At 66.0% G+C, this 17,147-nt stretch carries 16 protein-coding genes; 9 read left to right on the forward strand and 7 right to left on the reverse strand.

Translation table 11 applies throughout. The features are described from left to right. Window positions 1-14: 14 nt before the first annotated feature. Complete coding sequence (locus KUV62_RS16160) at window positions 15-1,292, forward strand: NAD(P)/FAD-dependent oxidoreductase (protein ID WP_222604766.1); 1,278 nt, start codon at window positions 15-17, stop codon at window positions 1,290-1,292. A 61-nt stretch (window positions 1,293-1,353) separates the two neighbouring features. Here the strand turns inward: KUV62_RS16160 and KUV62_RS16165 are convergent, their stop codons facing one another. From KUV62_RS16165 to KUV62_RS16195, 7 genes are all read right to left on the reverse strand, one after another. Further along, on the reverse strand, window positions 1,354-2,634 hold the full coding sequence (locus KUV62_RS16165; protein WP_222604767.1) for a TRAP transporter large permease: 1,281 nt from the start codon (window positions 2,632-2,634) through the stop codon (window positions 1,354-1,356). Between the two features lie 4 nt (window positions 2,635-2,638). Next, window positions 2,639-3,148: a TRAP transporter small permease gene (locus KUV62_RS16170; protein WP_222604768.1), complete on the reverse strand. Its 510-nt coding sequence runs from the start codon at window positions 3,146-3,148 to the stop codon at window positions 2,639-2,641. After that, window positions 3,148-4,158 carry a TRAP transporter substrate-binding protein gene (locus tag KUV62_RS16175; protein ID WP_222604769.1) on the reverse strand — a complete coding sequence of 337 codons (1,011 nt, stop codon included), beginning with the start codon at window positions 4,156-4,158 and terminating at the stop codon, window positions 3,148-3,150. The genes KUV62_RS16170 and KUV62_RS16175 overlap by 1 nt, the downstream gene beginning before the upstream one ends. 183 nt (window positions 4,159-4,341) lie before the next feature. Then, window positions 4,342-4,917 (reverse strand): c-type cytochrome, encoded by a 576-nt coding sequence (locus KUV62_RS16180; RefSeq protein ID WP_222604770.1) that lies wholly within the window; start codon window positions 4,915-4,917, stop codon window positions 4,342-4,344. Beyond that, window positions 4,914-6,179, reverse strand: coding sequence for a PQQ-dependent sugar dehydrogenase (locus tag KUV62_RS16185; RefSeq protein ID WP_222604771.1), 1,266 nt, complete (start codon window positions 6,177-6,179; stop codon window positions 4,914-4,916). The genes KUV62_RS16180 and KUV62_RS16185 overlap by 4 nt, the downstream gene beginning before the upstream one ends. A 266-nt stretch (window positions 6,180-6,445) precedes the next feature. Then, a complete protein-coding gene (trpB, locus tag KUV62_RS16190; protein WP_222604772.1) occupies window positions 6,446-7,672 on the reverse strand; it encodes a tryptophan synthase subunit beta in 1,227 nt (408 codons plus the stop codon). Between the two features lie 334 nt (window positions 7,673-8,006). After that, window positions 8,007-9,227, reverse strand: coding sequence for an acyl-CoA dehydrogenase (locus KUV62_RS16195; protein WP_222604773.1), 1,221 nt, complete (start codon window positions 9,225-9,227; stop codon window positions 8,007-8,009). A 129-nt stretch (window positions 9,228-9,356) separates the two neighbouring features. Between KUV62_RS16195 and KUV62_RS16200 the strand changes: the two genes are divergently transcribed. The 8 genes from KUV62_RS16200 (at window position 9,357) to KUV62_RS16235 (ending at window position 17,090) form a co-directional block, all read left to right on the forward strand. Next, window positions 9,357-10,247 (forward strand): LysR substrate-binding domain-containing protein, encoded by an 891-nt coding sequence (locus KUV62_RS16200; protein ID WP_222604774.1) that lies wholly within the window; start codon window positions 9,357-9,359, stop codon window positions 10,245-10,247. Between the two features lie 676 nt (window positions 10,248-10,923). After that, entirely contained in the window at window positions 10,924-11,451 is a 528-nt protein-coding gene (locus KUV62_RS16205) for a hypothetical protein (RefSeq protein ID WP_222604775.1), read from the forward strand. 99 nt (window positions 11,452-11,550) lie between these two features. Further along, a complete protein-coding gene (locus KUV62_RS16210; protein ID WP_261395711.1) occupies window positions 11,551-11,859 on the forward strand; it encodes a MarR family transcriptional regulator in 309 nt (102 codons plus the stop codon). Window positions 11,860-11,986: 127 nt separating this feature from the next. Further along, window positions 11,987-12,439 carry a TadE/TadG family type IV pilus assembly protein gene (locus KUV62_RS16215; RefSeq protein ID WP_222604776.1) on the forward strand — a complete coding sequence of 151 codons (453 nt, stop codon included), beginning with the start codon at window positions 11,987-11,989 and terminating at the stop codon, window positions 12,437-12,439. A 1-nt stretch (window position 12,440) separates the two neighbouring features. After that, window positions 12,441-13,922 (forward strand): pilus assembly protein TadG-related protein, encoded by a 1,482-nt coding sequence (locus KUV62_RS16220; protein WP_222604777.1) that lies wholly within the window; start codon window positions 12,441-12,443, stop codon window positions 13,920-13,922. A gap of 331 nt (window positions 13,923-14,253) precedes the next feature. Next, window positions 14,254-15,933 carry a hypothetical protein gene (locus tag KUV62_RS16225; protein WP_222604778.1) on the forward strand — a complete coding sequence of 560 codons (1,680 nt, stop codon included), beginning with the start codon at window positions 14,254-14,256 and terminating at the stop codon, window positions 15,931-15,933. Window positions 15,934-16,324: 391 nt separating this feature from the next. Beyond that, on the forward strand, window positions 16,325-16,624 hold the full coding sequence (locus tag KUV62_RS16230) for an FtsB family cell division protein (RefSeq protein WP_222604779.1): 300 nt from the start codon (window positions 16,325-16,327) through the stop codon (window positions 16,622-16,624). Between the two features lie 310 nt (window positions 16,625-16,934). Beyond that, window positions 16,935-17,090: a hypothetical protein gene (locus tag KUV62_RS16235; RefSeq protein ID WP_222604780.1), complete on the forward strand. Its 156-nt coding sequence runs from the start codon at window positions 16,935-16,937 to the stop codon at window positions 17,088-17,090. Window positions 17,091-17,147: the final 57 nt, after the last annotated feature.

The raw sequence follows: 17,147 nt of genomic DNA on the forward strand, positions 1-17,147 counted from the left end.
CAAGGACAGGCAGCATGACGGCATCGGATCACGGCAATCTCTGGCGCGCCTCCAGCGAGGAGGCGATCTCGGCGGGCCCGCTCGACACCGAGCTGACGGTCGATCTGGCGGTGATCGGCGGCGGCTTCAGCGGCGCTTCGGCGGCGCTCGAGGCGGCGCGGCGCGGCGCGTCGGTGGCGCTGCTCGAGGCCCGGACCATCGGCCATGGCGGCTCGGGCCGAAATGTGGGCCTCGCCAATGCCGGGCTCTGGCTCAAGCCCGACGAGATCCTCGCCGAGCTGGGCGATGCGCCGGGCCGTGCGCTGATCGCCCGGCTGGGCGCGGCGCCGGATCTGGTCTACGGCCTCATCGCGCGCGAGGAGATCTCCTGCGAGGCGACCCGCAACGGCACGCTGCATTGTGCCCATGCGGCCTCGGGCATGGAGGACCTGCGTGCCCGCTTCCGGCAGGGCAACGCCCATGGCGCACCGCTGCAGCTGCTGGACGCCGCCGAGGCGCAAGAGCGTGTCGGCAGCAAAGCAGTGCATGGCGCGCTCTTCGATCCGCGCGCCGGCACGGTGCAGCCGCTGGCCTATTGCCGGGGGCTGGCACGGGCGGCGCAGCGCGCGGGCGCGCGGGTCCATGAGCAGAGCCCGGTGACCGGGATCGCGCGCGACGGCGACGGCTGGCGCATCAGCTGCAATGGTCACAGCGTGGTGGCAGGCGCGCTGCTGATGGCGACCAATGCCTATCACGCGCCGCTCTCGGGCGCGCATGCCCCGGCCTATACGCCGGTGCATTTCGGCCAGTTCGCCACGGCGCCGATGCCCGCCTCCGCCCGCGCGCGCATCCTCGCCGGTGGCGAGGGCTGCTGGGACACGGCGCTGGTCATGTCCTCCTTCCGCACCGATGCCGCGGGGCGGATGATCATCGGTGCGATGGGCAATCTCGACGGCCCCGGCCGCGCGATCCACGCCGGCTGGGCGCGGCGCAAGTTGCGCCAGCTCTTCCCCGAGATCGGCGACCTGCCCTTCGAGCACGCCTGGTGCGGGCGCATCGCCATGACCTCGGATCATATTCCGAAGATCGTCGAGATCGGCCCCAACGCCCTGTCCTGCTTCGGCTATTCCGGGCGTGGCATCGGCCCCGGCACGGTGTTCGGCACCGCCGCCGCCGAGGCGCTGCTCTCGGGCGATCTCTCGGGTCTGCCGCTGACGCCGGTCAAGCGCCACGACGAGAGCCTCACCGCGCTCAAAGGCAGCTATTACGAGCTCGGCGCCACGCTGACCCATGCGGTGGACGCGCGCGGCTGACGCAGGCGACACCCTCGCGGCCCTGATGTATCCGGAGGGCCTGTGATAACGGGCGCACCGCTCAGGTCAGCAGCAGCACCAGCCCCGGGAAGGCGGTGAGCAGCGCCACGCGCAGCACGTCCATCGCCACGAAGGGCGCCAGCCCGCCGAAGATCGTCCCAAGCCGCACATCGGGCACCACCGAGCGCAGCACGAAGGCGTTCATCCCCACCGGCGGGGTGATGTAGGAGATCTCAGTCACCATCACCACGAAGATGCCGAACCAGATCAGGTCGATCCCCTGCGCCGCGACGATGGGATAGAAGACCGGCACCGTCAGCATGATCATCGACAGGCTCTCCAGCACGCAGCCCAGCACGAGGTAGATGCAGAGCATCACGAGGATGGTCATCATCGGCGTGTCGCCGAAGACGCTCAGCGCCGCCTGGATGTCGCGGGTCATGCCCGACATGTTGACGTAATTGGTGAAGGTCAGCGCGCCGAACAGGATGAAGAACATCATCGAGGTGGTCTTCATCGTGTCATAGAGCACCGCGATCATCTTCTCGCGGCTGAACCGCCCCGAGAGAAGCACCAGGAGGAACGCCCCGCCCGCGCCCATGCCGGCGCTTTCGGTGGGGGTGAAGACGCCGAGATAGATGCCGCCCATCACGAAGACGAAGAGGATCAGCGCGCCGGCGGTGCCCTTCAGCGCGCGGATGCGCTCACGCAGGGGCAGTTTCGGCTCGACCGGCAGGTCGATCTTTTGCGTGACCAGCGTGATGCGCACGGCAATGGTGTAGCCAATGATGCCGATCAGCCCCGGGATCAGCCCGGCGAGGAAGAGCTTGCCGATGTCCTGCTGGGTCATGATGCCGTAGAACACCAGGATCACCGAGGGCGGGATCAGGATGCCGAGCGTGCCGCCGGCGGCGATCGAGGCGGTGGAGAGCCGGTCGGGGTAGCCGTAGCGCCGCATCGAGGGCAGCGCGATGCGGGTCATGGTGGCCGCCGTCGCCATCGACGAGCCGCAGACCGAGCTGAAGGCCCCGCAGGCGATGACGGTGGCCGTGGCGAGCCCGCCCTTGCGGTGGCGCAGCCAGGCGTAGGCCGACTTGTAGAGCTCCTCCGCGATGCCCGACTGCACCACGAAATTGCCCATCATCAGGAACAGCGGCAGCACTGAGAGCGAGTAGTCGCGCCCGTTGTCGAAGAAGGCCGAGCCCAGCAGCGACAGCGCCGGGGTCCAGCCGATGATCGAGGCCACGCCCACGAGGCCCACCCCCGCGAGCGCCATCGAGATCGGCACGCCCACGAGGAGCAGCACGCCGAGAATGGCCATGCCGACCGGCCAGCTTTCCATGATGTCAGTGTCCTTTCAGGTGCCGGATCAGCGCATGCGCCGGCACGAGCGCGGTCAGGAGCGCACCGAAGCCGGTGCAGACCGCGCAGAAATAACCCAGGGGCGCGATCGGGACGGCGAGCGTCGTGGTGGTGCCGCCATAGCCGCCGATCTGCGCCGCATAGACCCAGACGCGCCAGGCAACCACCGCCAGCACCAGCGCCGAAAACAGCCCCGTCGCCGCCCCGCGCCACGGCTCCACCGCAGCCGGCATCCGGTCGGTCACCAGATCGACGGTCACGTGCTCGTCGGCCAGCGCCACCGCCGGCAGCCCGAGAAAGACCACCGCTGCGAGCAGCAGCTCGGTGAGCTCGGTGGCGCCCCGGAGCGGCGCGTTGAAGACGTAGCGCCCGATCACGTCGGTCACCGTCATCCCCATCAGCGCCATCAGCAGCACGCCGCCCAGCACCGCGAGCGCCGCGCGCAGGCCAAAGGCCCCGCACGGGCGGGTCGTCTCGGGCAGGGCCTCGGGCATTACTCGGCGGCTTCCTTGGCGATCTCGGCCTTGAGCATGTCATAGGCCGCCTGCGCGTCGACGCCGGTCTCGGCGGCCTCGTCGAGCTTGGCCTGCACCAGCGGCGAGAGCGCGCCTTCCCAGGCGGCGAGCTGCTCGTCGGTGGCGGGCGTGATGGTGATCTCGCCTTCCATCGCGGCCTTGCCCGCGGCGTCGGCAGCGTCCCACATCTGGCCCGCCATGCGCGCCAGCGCCTCGCCGGTGACGCTGTCGATGGCGTCCTGCTGCGCGGGGTCGAGGCTCTCCCACTTGGCCTTGTTCATGACGATGTAGAACGAGGTGTTGTAAAGCCCGCCGGGCACCGAGATCGCGTCATTCAGCTGCGGGATCAGCTTGAAGAAATTGACCGACTCGTAGGGGAAAAGGATGCCGTCGGCGACGCCCTGGCTCAGCAGCTCGTAGGCCTTGGACGACGGGCCCTCGACCGGCACCGCGCCAAGCGCCGAGGCGACCTCGTGCACGATACCGCCGCCGACCCGCAGCTTGACGCCCTTGAGCGCATCGGCGCTCGAGACATCGCCCGACTTGAGGAAGATCTCGCCCGGCCCGTGGCTGAACACCGCCAGCACCTTGACGTCGTCATACTCGCCCGCGTCGCGCAGCATCTCGTCGAAGACGCGCCAGTAGGCCACCGAGATGTTTTCGGCGCTGTCGCCGAGGAAGGGCAGCTCGACGATGTTGGTGGTCTTGAAGCGGCCCGGGTTGTAGCCCTGAACGCCGAAGGTAATGTCGGCCACGCCGTTGACGGCAAAGTCGAAATGCGCCTGCGGCGGACCAAGCGGCGCGGGCAGGATATTGGCGGTCACCTCGCCGCCGGTGGCCTCGGCGATCTGTTCGGTCATCGGCACGATCAACTCACTGACCAGCGGGTGCGACGGCGGCAGCCAGTTGGCGACGGTGAGCACGGTCTGGGCGGAGGCGGCGCCGGCAAGGCTGCAGACGAGCGCGGTGGCGGTCAGGAGGTGTTTCATGGGCTGTCCCTGTTGGTTGTCTCGCGGCCGGTCCGACCGCGATGCGGGGCCCGTAACCTTTGCGCTATCTGTTCCGCATGGGACTGCGGGGCGCAAGGGGCGCGCGGCAAAATATGCCGCGCCGCGCGGCGCGAGAGGAAGTCTTGGGCAGAGGCGCAGCCGCAGCCACAGCCTCTGCCCGCCCTACTCCGACATCTCGATCTCGAGCGTCACCGCACCGTACCAGTCGGCCACGGCGCGGATCTCTTCGTCGCTCATCTCGGCGGCGATGTCCGACATGATATCGTGCACCCGCTTGCCGCTCCGAAACGCCTTGAGCTGGGTGTCGATATAGATGTTGACCTCGCCCGCGAGGTTGGGCGCATCGGGAAACTCGGCGATGCCGTCGGCCCCGTGGCACGAGACGCAGGCCGCCGGCGCGTCGCTCTCGCTCACGCCCTCGGGCAGGCGCGCGCTTGCCGAATGCGAGGCGTACCACGCCGCCACGTCCGAGATCTGCTGCGCGCTCAGCCCCGCCGCCACCACCGACATCATCTCGTGCTCGCGCGCGCCGGTCTTGAAGGCCATGAGTTGGGCCTCGAGATACTCTTCCGGCTCGCCGCCAATATTCGGCGCGATGGGGATCTGCGCCAGCCCGTCGAGCCCGTGACAGGTGCGGCACATGTTGGCCACCTTGCGGCCGGCGGCGGGATCATCCGCCGCCGCCGGCCCTGCCCCGGCGAGCATCAGCCCGCCGAGGAGAACAGCCCCAAGCCTCATTCGCTGGCCGGCGCCGGGTTGTAGGCGATGCGCCAGATCGCGCCGGCGAAATCGTCCGACACCAGCATCGAGCCGTCCTTGAGGAAGGCGATGTCCATCGGGCGGCCGCGATACTCGCCGGTCGCTTCGTCGAGCCAGCCATCGGCGAAGACCTCGGTGCCGGCGGCGTTGCCCTCTTCATCGAGCGACGTGAACATCACCCGCGCGCCCACCGGCGTGGTGCGGTTCCACGAGCCGTGCTGCGCCGAGAAGATGCCGCCCTGGTATTTCTCCGGGAACGAGGAGCCGGTGTAGAAGCTCATGCCCAGATCCGCGGCGTGGGCCTGCATCTCGACCTGTGGCTCGACGAACTCGACCCCCTCGGGGCGCGGCACGTCCTTGTAATCGGGGATCTCGACGCGCGCATTGGTCCAAGGGAAGCCGAAATGCTGCCCCGCTGCGGTCTGCCGGTTCAGCTCGCCCGGCGGGATGTCATCGCCCATGCCGTCGACCTGGTTGTCGGTGAACCACAGATCGCCATTGGCCGGGTTGAAATCATGCCCGACCGAGTTGCGGATGCCGCGGGTATAGACCTCGCGCCCCGAGCCGTCGGTGTTGATGCGGATGATGCCGCCGATGCCGATCTGGTCATACATCTCGAGCTTGTCCTTCGGCTGCACGTTGTGCGGCTGGCCGAGCGAGATGTAGAGCTTGCCGTCCGGCCCCACGCGACAGACCCGCGCGGTGTGGTTGAAGCTCTCTTCCTCCGCCGGCACCAGCTCGCCCTTGGCGACCACGGTGCCCACCGCCGGGTCCGGCCCCTCGAAGAAGAACTCCGCCGCCGGGAAGGTCAGTACCCGGTTGCGCTCGGCGATATAGAGGAACCCGTCCGGCGAGAAGCACGGCCCGTTGGGCACGTCGAAGGTGATCGACGGCGCGAAGTCGAAGACCTCGTCGGCCACCCGGTCGCGATCACGGTCGACCACCGACCAGACCTTGTCCTTGCGGGTGCCCACGAAGGTCACCGTGCCCTGCGGCGCCACCGCCATCGAGCGCGCATCGGGCACAACCGCGTAGAGGCTCACTTCGAAGCCGTCCGGCAGGTTGATATGCTCGAGGATGCCCTTCAGCGCCTCGGCCCGGTCGCCGGTCTGGTCGATATTGGTGAATGTCGCGTCGGTGCGCTGCATGTTGGACAGCTTGTCCATGTTGTCCTGCGCCAGCGCGGGCACAGCAAGGATGGTTCCGAGCACGAGGCCCGGAAGCAGTGTCGTCTTGGTCATGATCTTCCTCCCTAAAGCGGTTCTCCACGCAATTTCAGATTGCGACCCTCCCGGAGAACTCACCCAGAGAATTCAAAATTTAAGCAAGACCTGTCAAATCTTTTATCCAATTTTGCGACTTAAAGCTCGGTTACCCAAATCGCTCAGGAGACATGACCGCCTTTCCTGCCCCTCCCACGCACCGAACTCGCACCGAAAACGGCCGCACGGGATCGCTCCCGCGCGGCCGCTCATTGGATATGTCCCTGCCCAGAGGCAGGCAGCGCTCAGCCCAGATCCTGTCCTAGATGCTTGGCGACGGCGAAGATGTCCTTGTCGCCCCGGCCGCACATGTTCATCACGAGGATATGGTCCTTGGGCAGGGTCGGCGCGATCTTCATCACATGCGCCAGCGCGTGGCTGGGCTCGAGCGCCGGGATGATGCCCTCGGTGCGACAGGAGAACTGGAACGCCTCCAGCGCCTCTTTGTCGGTGATCGAGACATACTCGGCCCGGCCGGTGTCGTGCAGCCAGGCGTGCTCTGGGCCGATGCCCGGGTAGTCGAGCCCGGCAGAGATCGAGAAGCCCTCGAGGATCTGGCCGTCCTCGTCCTGCAGCAGGTAGGTGCGGTTGCCGTGCAGCACGCCCGGGCGGCCGCCGGTCAGCGAGGCGCAGTGCTCCATCTTCTCGTTCACGCCCTTGCCGCCGGCCTCGACGCCGATGATCTTGACCGATGCATCGTCGAGGAACGGGTGGAACAGGCCCATCGCGTTGGAGCCGCCACCGATCGCCGCGATCACCGTGTCGGGAAGACGGCCTTCGCCCTCCTGCTCTGCCAGCTGCCAGCGCACTTCCTTGCCGATCACGGCCTGGAAATCGCGCACCATGGCCGGGTACGGGTGCGGCCCGGCCACCGTGCCGATGCAGTAGAACGTGTCGCGCACATTGGTCACCCAGTCGCGCAGCGCGTCGTTCATCGCGTCCTTGAGGGTGCCGCGCCCGGAGGTCACCGGCACCACTTCGGCGCCCAGCAGGCGCATGCGGAAGACGTTGGGCTGCTGACGCTCGACATCATGCGCGCCCATGTAGACCACGCATTTCAGCCCGAACTTTGCGCAGACCGTGGCGGTGGCGACGCCGTGCTGGCCGGCACCGGTCTCGGCGATGATGCGGGTCTTGCCCATGCGCTTGGCGAGGATGATCTGGCCCAGCACGTTGTTGATCTTGTGCGCCCCGGTGTGGTTCAGCTCGTCGCGCTTGAGGTAGATCTTGGCGCCGCCGAGTTCCTCGGTCATGCGCTGGGCGAAATACAGCGGCGACGGGCGACCGACATAATTCTTCCAGAGATCGTCCATCTCGGCCCAGAAGCTGTCATCGGTCTTGGCCCGCTCGTACTGCTCCTCGAGTTCGAGGATCAGCGGCATCAGGGTCTCGGACACGAAGCGCCCGCCATAGATGCCGAAGCGGCCCTTCTCATCGGGGCCGTTCATGAAGGAATTGAACAGATCGTCCATCGCGCCTCTCCGTCTCTGAGTTGGCCTTGTCTAAGGCATATCCCCGCCGCTTGACCAGCCCCGCATCGCATCTTCCGGTGAGACCGCCGCAGGCCCCTGCCCGGCCCCGCGCGCGTGGCGATGCCGGACGCCTCCGGCGGGAGTATTTTTGACGAAGAGAAGCCAGGAGCGCTGCGCCCTTGCCTTCTCTGGTTTCCAAATACCTCGGGGGTGAATTGGCCCAACGGGCCAAGAGGGGGCAGCGCCCCCCCCCCTGTCTGTCGCTCGGCCTCAAGACGCAAAAAGGGCGGCACCACGCGGCACCGCCCCAAAGTCTCCGCCTCTGAACAGACGATCAGAAGAACGCCTGGATCCCGGTCTGCGCCCGACCGAGGATCAGCGCGTGCACGTCGTGGGTGCCCTCGTAGGTGTTGACCGTCTCGAGGTTGGCCGCGTGGCGCATCACGCCGTATTCGATCTGGATGCCGTTGCCGCCATGCATGTCGCGCGCCATGCGGGCGATATCCAGCGCCTTGCCGCAATTGTTGCGCTTGATCAGCGAGATCATCTCGGGCGCCGCCTTGGCGCTGTCCATCAGACGCCCCACGCGCAGCGCCGCCTGCAGGCCGAGGGCGATCTCGGTCTGCATGTCGGCGAGCTTCTTCTGGAACAGCTGGGTGCCGGCAAGCGGCTTGTCGAATTGCTTGCGGTCGAGCCCGTACTGGCGCGCCTGCATCCAGCAGAATTCCGCCGCGCCCATCACGCCCCAGGCAATGCCGTAGCGCGCCCGGTTGAGGCAGCCGAACGGGCCCTTGAGCCCCTCGACATTGGGCAGCAGCGCGTCTTCGCCCACCTCCACATCGTCCATGACGATCTCGCCGGTGATCGAGGCGCGCAAGGACAGCTTGCCGCCGATCTTCGGCGCCGACAGACCCTTCATGCCCTTCTCCAGCACGAAGCCGCGGATCTTGCCGCCATGGGCCTCGGACTTGGCCCAGACCACGAAGACATCGGCGATCGGCGCGTTCGAGATCCACATCTTGGCGCCCTTCAGGCGGTAGCCTCCCTCGGTCTTGATGGCGCGGGTCTTCATGCCCGCGGGATCCGAGCCGGCATCGGGCTCGGTCAGACCGAAACAGCCGATCCACTCACCCGACGCGAGCTTGGGCAGGTATTTCTGCCGCTGAGCCTCGGAGCCGTAGGCGTAGATAGGGTACATCACCAGCGAGGACTGCACCGACATCATCGAGCGATAGCCCGAATCCACCCGCTCGACCTCGCGCGCCACAAGCCCGTAGCTCACATAGCCCGCGCCGATGCCGCCATATTGCTCGGGCACGGTGACGCCGAGCAGGCCCTGCGCGCCCATTTCCGCAAAGATCTCGGGATCGGTCTGCTCTTCCATGTAGGCGTGCTCGACCCGCGGCAGCAGCTTGTCCTGCGCGAAGGCGCGGGCGCTCTCGCCGATCATGCGCTCGTCTTCCTCGAGCTGGGCGTCGAAGAGGAACGGATCCTCCCACGAGAATCCGGCGAGCGCGGGGTTGTCCTTGGGACGAAGATTGGGGGCGTCGGCCATGATCGGAATCCTTTTAGCGTTCTGACGCGCACCCTACGCTCGCGCGTGGCCGGATGGAAACGATTTAATTTGCGCAAGGAATGAGAATTTCTCATAAACCTGCCCATCCCCGTTTTCGCCGGAGCCCCGATGCGCAAAGCCTATATCCCTTCCGTCGCCGAGCTCGAGGCGTTCACAGCCTGCGCCCGCCGCGGCACCACGACGATGGCGGCCGACAGCCTCGGCCTGACCCAGAGCGCGATCTCGCGCTCCCTGGCCTCCCTCGAGGACCGGCTCGGCGTCGCCCTGTTCAACCGGGTGCGCCAGCGGCTGGTGCTCTCTCCCGCAGGGCATGCGTTTCTCGACCGCGCCGAGTCGCTGCTCGCGGGGCTCGACGAGGCCGCGATGGGGGTGATGGCCTTCGGCGGGCGCGACGCGGTGCTGCGCATGGCAGTGCTGCCGAGCTTCGCCCGGATCTGGCTTATCCCGCGGCTCGCGCGCTTCGCCCAGGTCGCCCCGGAGATCAGCCTCGACCTGTCGGCACGACTCCTGCCGGTGGATTTCGGGCGCGAGCCCTTCGACCTCGCCATTATGCGCAGCCGGCATGATATGCCCGGCGTCTCGACCGAGCCGGTGATCCCCGAGACGATGGTGATCGTGGCCGCGCCCGCCCTGCTCTCGGGGCAGGATGCGCTCAGCGATGCCGACCTCCTGGAGCTCCCCCTGCTGCAGCAATCGACGCGCCCGACCCTCTGGCTCGACTGGTTCCGCGGCTCCGACACCGACCCCCGCCGCATCCTGCGCGGCGCGCGGTTCGATCATTTCGACATGATCGTCGACGCCGCCATCGCCGGGCTCGGCGTGGGCATCGTGCCCGAGATCGTCGCCCGGCCCGCGCTTGAGCGCGGGGCCCTTGCGCTGGCGGCGCCGCGGCGCTTCGAGACCGGCGAGCAGTACGCACTGATCCTGCCGGAACCGGCCCTGGCCAGCCCGCATGTGCAGCGCTTCCGAAGCTGGCTGCTCGACGAGATCCAGCTCTGAAAGACGCCAGCCCGCGCAAGGCGTGCAACAGCGCGACCGACCAGCGCCAACACGCGCCAAACTCGGAGCCGGCCTGCACAGCCGCTCAAAGGGCAGATTCAGCCATAGGTAGGATATGTCACAGGACATATCGTTAAAAACGGGAATCTTCGCCCGTCTGCCGAATTAAACCGGCGACATCAACCCGCCTCACGAATATCCGACAAAAATACATATTTCGCACGGGACGAATTTATTTCCGATCCTTATTCTCCCTCGACGAAAGGACTGTATCTCTTTGAAATTTTCAACTTTTCACCGACCGCCCGGCCGCCCGGCAGGCAGCACAGAGGCGAACACGCCCGGTTTGCGACCTCAAAAAGCGGTTATCAGCGCGCTTAGACGTGGAATATTCCGTTTCAGTTCTGTAGCATTCTGTTAGGCTGCTGATCATCATGCATGCCTGGGGGCGCCGAACGGCAACCTGACGAGCGACGGGCTTTGCTTCGGTCCAGATCTCGCCAGGGGGGAGATCGGAAGGGTCATCCGCGGGAACACTCACCCCGCTCAGACCTATCACGTTGCGATTGCAACGAGGTGGATCGTGACGCTTCCATTTTGAAGGAGCTATCCCTTGGGGATGAAGACGAATATCAACCAACAACCCGGAGCGGCGAGCCCGCTCAGGGCGCATGTCATGCGTGCTGCGACACTCTCGGGCGTGCTGGTCATATTGCTTCAGATGCATGGCATGGTCTGCAGCGCCCTCGACTGCGAGCGGCAATACGTGATCCTCGGCTTCGGCCTGATCGTCCTGGCAGCCTGGCTCTATGGCTGGCGTTCGATCGTCTACCTGCTGCCGGGGATCATCCTGCAGGCGGTAATGCAGGGCTACGGCTATTCCGAGTTGCTCGCCTCCGCCGACGGCCACGCGCTCATGGCGACGATCTGCGCCCCCTTCGCCTTCACCACCATGCGGTGGGCCGGCATCAATACCGAGGTCGACCTCACGGGCGGGCGCCGGGTCTGGAAGATCATCCTGCTGGCTGGCATCAAGGCCTCGGCCTTCGCGCTGATCCTGCGCAGCCTGCTGACCGACCTGCATCCGACGCAGACCCTGTCCTTCGACATCGCCTACCCGACCGTGCTCAGCAATCTTGCCGGGCTGGCGATTTTCATGCTCATCCTGATCGGAATTTTCAGGGCGACACAGCCACATCGATAGGCGGGCACAAACACAAATCTGCCTTTGCAGAAACCGCTATTGCGTCAAATCCGTCTAAAATTTATCATGGAGATACTTTAGACGGATTGGACGTTTCAAATGAGCGCGCTATCAGGCATCGCAAAGCTTCGAGCTGCCCTTTGGCAGATGGAAAAGGACCTCGGCCTCGAGGACCTCAACCGCAACGAACGCGATCTGCTCTACGCATTTCACTCCATCGCAGCGCAAAGCGATGGCACGGCTGATATTTCTTCGGATCAGGTCCGCCGGGCCACCGCCGTCGAGGAGATGAAGCACGCGACCTTCCACCGCGCCATGAAACGGCTCATCGAGCTTGGCTACATCGAGCACTCTCCGAACCACAAGACCAAGGTTTACAGGCTCGGCGCGAACGCGCAGTCGCTCTGAAACTGCGACTCGCCGCGATCGCGCGGCTCTGAAAAAAGCCTCAGGACCATATTGACGCCTCATTCCTGACACGTGCCCGCCCCACTCAGTTTGTATCAAATTGATACATTAACGAGGAGGGCCAAGTATGGCACGGTCAGACCGACGCAACGAGGCATCACGCTTCTGGATCGATGAAACCGGCAGCGCGACAGTGGAGTTCGCGATCCTGTTTCCGGTATTCATGGCGATCCTGACCGGCACCGCCTGGCTGGCGCTCTACCTTCTGACCATCGCGAATATCCAGCAACTGACTCACGAGGTCGCCCGGCAATCGCTGCAACATCACGGCAGCGGCCTGACCCGCGCGGAAATCTGCTCGCGAATTGAGCAGAGCCTTGTGGGCGATCTGATGCAAACCTTCGTGATGATCGAGCCGGAGCGGCTCGGTGCGGTCAGCTGCGGGCCCGGCGCGCGCGACGGCTGGAGCGAAATCTCCCTCACCTATGATGCCTCCTTCATGGGCTTCAACGCGCTGTTCCGCTCGCTCAATGACGGCTCGGACCAGATCACCGGCACCGCCATCGTGATGGGAGGCTGAGATGATCCTGCGCGGCGAAAGCGGCTCGGTCACCGCCGGCACGACGGTGCTGTTCCCCGGCATCCTGATCGGCATCGCCATGCTGTTCGACCTGCTCCTGCTCAACAATCACCGCAGCCACCTCCAGGCCCAGGCCGATCTCGCGGCATTGGAGGCGGCGCGCTACACCACCGATGCGGGCACCGCGCTGAGACAGGCCCGTAACTCGGTGCGCCTGAACGACGCGTTCAGCGCCACCCCGCCCGCGCCCGGACAGGTGACGCTGGGCCGCTGGGAGGATGGCAGCTTTGAGATCGACGGCGGCAGCCCGCTTCGGCCCAATGCGGCGCGGGTCGAGGTCGCCTCGACCGCCAAGACCAACCTCACCGCCCTGCTGAAGCGCGGCTTCGACAAGCCGATCGCGCGGCAGGCCACCGCGCTCGCCGATGAGCGCGTCAGCTTTGCCCTCTCCAACTGCCTCGCCTCGCTTTCGCTGCTGCAAGGCGCGCTGCGCCCGCTGCTCGGAAGCGATCTCGATCTGCTGTGCTCGAGCGCGGCGCTGTCGCGGCGCACCGACCTGCTGCTCGAGACACTGGCGCTCGATCTCGATGCTCCGCTCACCTATGGCGATGTGCTCGACGCCGAGATCGGGCTGGCGCGCCTCTGGTCCCTTGCCCTCGGCGCCAATGTGCCGGTGCCACCGGGAACCATTCGGCTTGGCGAGCTGCTGCATCTGGACGAAGCCTCGCGCGAGCTCACGCTCGGGGCCGGTCTGCCGGGCGGCCGCGTCGCCGGCGCGGATCTTGTCTTTGCCTCACTCGAGCTGATGGGCCGCAACGGGCTGGACCTCGACTTCTCCGCCGATCTGGGGCCGCTGGCAAACCTGCCGGTGAGGCTGACCGTGCTCGAGCCGCGCCGCATCGTCAGCAATGTCGAGCCCGGCGCTCCCGGGGCCTATGCCGAGACCGCTCAGATCCGGCTCGCCGTGGACGGGCTCGACCTGCTGGGGCTGCTGCAACTCGATCTCGATCTGCGCGTCGCGCAGGCCTCGGCCCGGCTCGGTCCAGAAGGCAGCATATGCCGTCCGCCCGGCACGCATCCGGCGGCGCGCTTCGTTCCCGTCGAATCCGGTCTCGCGGGCTTGGAGGTGGCGCTGTCCGCGGGCGGGCTCACCCTGACGGACGAGATCGAGCTGGTCGCGACCGGCACGCGCAGCCTCTCCTTCAGCGCGCAGGAGGTGGAGCAGCGCGTCTCGAAGCGGGTTGCGCCCCGCATCGACGGCACGGCCCAAAGCGCCGCGCACCAGGCGACCGACCTGCTGGGCCAGCTTGCGCCCGACGGTCTGACATCGGCGGTCGGTGGGCTCCTGTCCGGCGTCGCCTCCCTCGCCACACCGCTCGAGACTCTGCTCGGGCAGGTGGTACACGACTTTGTCGGATTGGCCATCGCGCCAGCATCACTCACGGTCCTAGAAGCGAACTGCACGATCCGGCTGGTCCAATAAGAACCGCAGTGCGGACCTTGATACCGGGGGCGGCCGGCGCCGCCCCCGTTTTCATTTCGATATGAATTGATCAGAACTGATCCGACGCGCCACGAGAGAATCGCCGCGTCGACGCCGCAATTCGTATGACTTTGCCATTGCAAAGTAAAACAATACGAGCCCTGACGCACCTCTGACCCATATTGCGCAACAATCAGCATATTGCGAAGGTAAAATTTCCCCAAATTTAGTATCATTCCGATATTTTACTTGCTGCGCGCAGCTGCAGCTCCCAGCCTGACCTCATGACAGCCGGGTGCGCCCGGGAGATGCTTTCAGAGGAGATTGGATGATGGGCCTTTTCAACGGATTTTCGCGCGGCGTCAAAGAGCTTTCCCCGCGCAGCGCGGATGACAGCCACGGCGGCGATGTCGCGCTGATCGAGGGCGTGCTGTCGGACAGCTCCGACTTCGCATTCGGCATGGATCCCGGCGCGATCTCGGGGCGACTACTACTGCAGGACGGGCCGTTGAGCTTCGGTCCCGGCGCGGAGACCAGCTACGAAGACGCGCTGTTCGCGGCCAATGCGCACAACCTGACCGCCGAGCTCGGTGCCGAGGTCAGGGTCGAGGTCGCGCTCGATGGCAGCCCCTTCGATCTCACCGTCGATCCGCAGGATCCCGACACCGGCACGGTGACGATCAGCGACTGCGAGCTGATCTGCTTCACGCCGATGGACCCGAGCGGCATCCACCTGCCCACCCCCACCGAGCCCGAGACCCCCGCTTCCGTCGTTTCGCTCTTCGACGAAGGCGGTCTGATCGATGACCTGCTCGGCGACGGCGGCACGGTAGACGACCTGCTCACCGGCGATGACATGGCAGATGGCAGTGAGACGGACGGCACCGTGAATGACCTTCTGGCTGAGGGCGGCATCGTCGACGAGCTGCTCGGAGACGGTGGCACGGTAGACGACCTGCTCACCGGCGATGACATGGCCGATGGCAGTGAGACGGACGGCACCGTGGATGACCTTCTGGCTGAGGGCGGCATCGTCGACGAGCTGCTCGGCGACGGTGGCACCGTGGATGACCTGCTCACCGGCGATGACATGGCCGATGGCAGCGAGACGGACGGCACCGTGGATGACCTTCTGGCCGAGGGCGGCATCGTCGATGAGTTGCTCGGCAACGGTGGCACGGTAGACGAGCTTTTTGGCGACGAGCTGATAGAGGCAGAGATCGGCTCTGGGCATCCGGATCAAGGCGGGCTGCTTGATGAGGCTGGACTTGTCGACGAATTGCTCGGCGACGGCGGCACGGTAGACGGACTGCTCACCGGCGATGACATGACCGATGGCAGCGAGACCGACGGCACCGTGGATGACCTTCTGGCCGAGGGCGGCATCATCGACGAGCTGCTCGGCGACGGTGGCACCGTGTATGACCTGCTCACCGGCGATGACGCGGCCGATGGCAGCGAGACGGACGGCACCGTGAATGACCTTCTGGCCGAGGGCGGCATCATCGACGAGCTGCTCGGCGACGGTGGCACGGTAGACGAGCTGCTCACCGGCGATGACATGGCCGATGGCAGCGAGACGGACGGCACCGTGGATGACCTGCTGGCCGAGGGCGGCATCGTCGACGAGCTGCTCGGCGGCGGTGGCACCGTGGATGACATGCTCACCGGCGATGACATGGCCGATGGCAGTGAGACGGACGGCACCGTGGATGACCTTCTGGCCGAGGGCGGCATCGTCGATGAGTTGCTCGGCGACGGTGGCACCGTGGACGACCTGCTCACCGGCGATGACGCGGCCGATGGCAGCGAGACCGACGGCACCGCCGATGACCTGCTGGGTAATGGTGGCACGGTGGACGAACTGCTCGGCGGTGAAGCGTTCGATGTCAGTGATGCGGTCCGCCACCTCTTGGGGTCCTGGGAGGACGCACCCTCGGAGGATGCGGCGCATCACGAGCATCCCGATCAGGACGAGGAGGACGGATTGCTGTCGGATCTCTTCGGCTGACTCCCTCTCCCCCAGCAGCAAAGAGGAGAGACCGACGGCCGGGGCCGGGCAGCTCGCCCGGTCCCGTTTTGGCATCGGCGCCCGGGCCGCCGCGAGACGCGCCGGACATAGGTCATTCAAAGACTGAAGAATGGTCTGCAAGCCCATGCTTTAAATTGACAAATTAGTAAATAATCCACGCGTTCGTCTGATATGCCCCGAGCGAACCGACCGCACAGAAGCCCACTCGCCACGCCCTTCCGAAGCGCACCGCCCCGATCGGAGCAGTCGACCTCACGAGGATTTATGCGTGGCAGGCAACGCGAGGGATTCCCTTCAAGAATCGCCTGTGTCATACTGCTCGAAACGCACCCGTCAGAGGTGCGCCACAAGGCAGAGCAAGGGCGCAGAGATGAGCGCAAGGCGCAAACCCGCATTCGGTGTCGTGATCTACGCGGCGATTACCCTGAGCCTTTCGGGCTACTTCGTCTTTGCCGCCGTGCAGGGCGATTTCGGGCTGTTCCGCCGCGCCGAGATCGAGGTCGAGGGCGCGCGTCTCGCCGCCGAACTCGAAACCCTCGAGGGCGAGGTCGCTCGGATGGAGAACCTCACCCGCCGCCTGTCGGACGATTACCTCGATCTCGACCTGCTCGACCAGCAGGCGCGCGACGTGCTGGGCGTGATGCGCTCCGACGAGATCGTCGTCCGCTAACCCCGCCCCATCCTGCCTTCCGGCTGATCCGCGCCTGCCTGCCGCCTCTTAAGGCGATTGCGCCACCCTACCGCACCGCCACCTCGCGCGGGCGGCAGAACCCTGCCGTGTTTTCAGGCACTTCATCCTCACGAAAGGTTACGAACCTCTGCAAGCTTCGGCGCTTTCGCGTCGCTCCGTGCAGAAATCGGGCGAAAGCCCGCCAATGCGGCATCCATGCGCGCAAGATCCCCGCACTGGGCGCTTGAAACGGCACGCGGTCGTGCTTTCTTATTTCCTTACAAGAAAAAAACAAACCGCAGGCAGTTTCATGAACAAGAGCAGGAAAGTCAGGACTATCACGATCATTCAGGCCGGCGCGCTCGCGCTGTTGGCCATCTTTGGCGCCTTCGCGGCGCAGGGCCATCCGCAGCCGATACAGCCGAGCTGCAGCAGCCTCGACATGAGCACGCCCTGCGATCTCTGATCGCCGAGCGACGCCCACTCGGGGCGCGGTTTCGGCCGCGCCCTCCGGGCGTCCTTA

This window comes from Salipiger bermudensis, assembly GCF_019801965.1.
Lineage (GTDB): Bacteria > Pseudomonadota > Alphaproteobacteria > Rhodobacterales > Rhodobacteraceae > Salipiger > Salipiger bermudensis_A.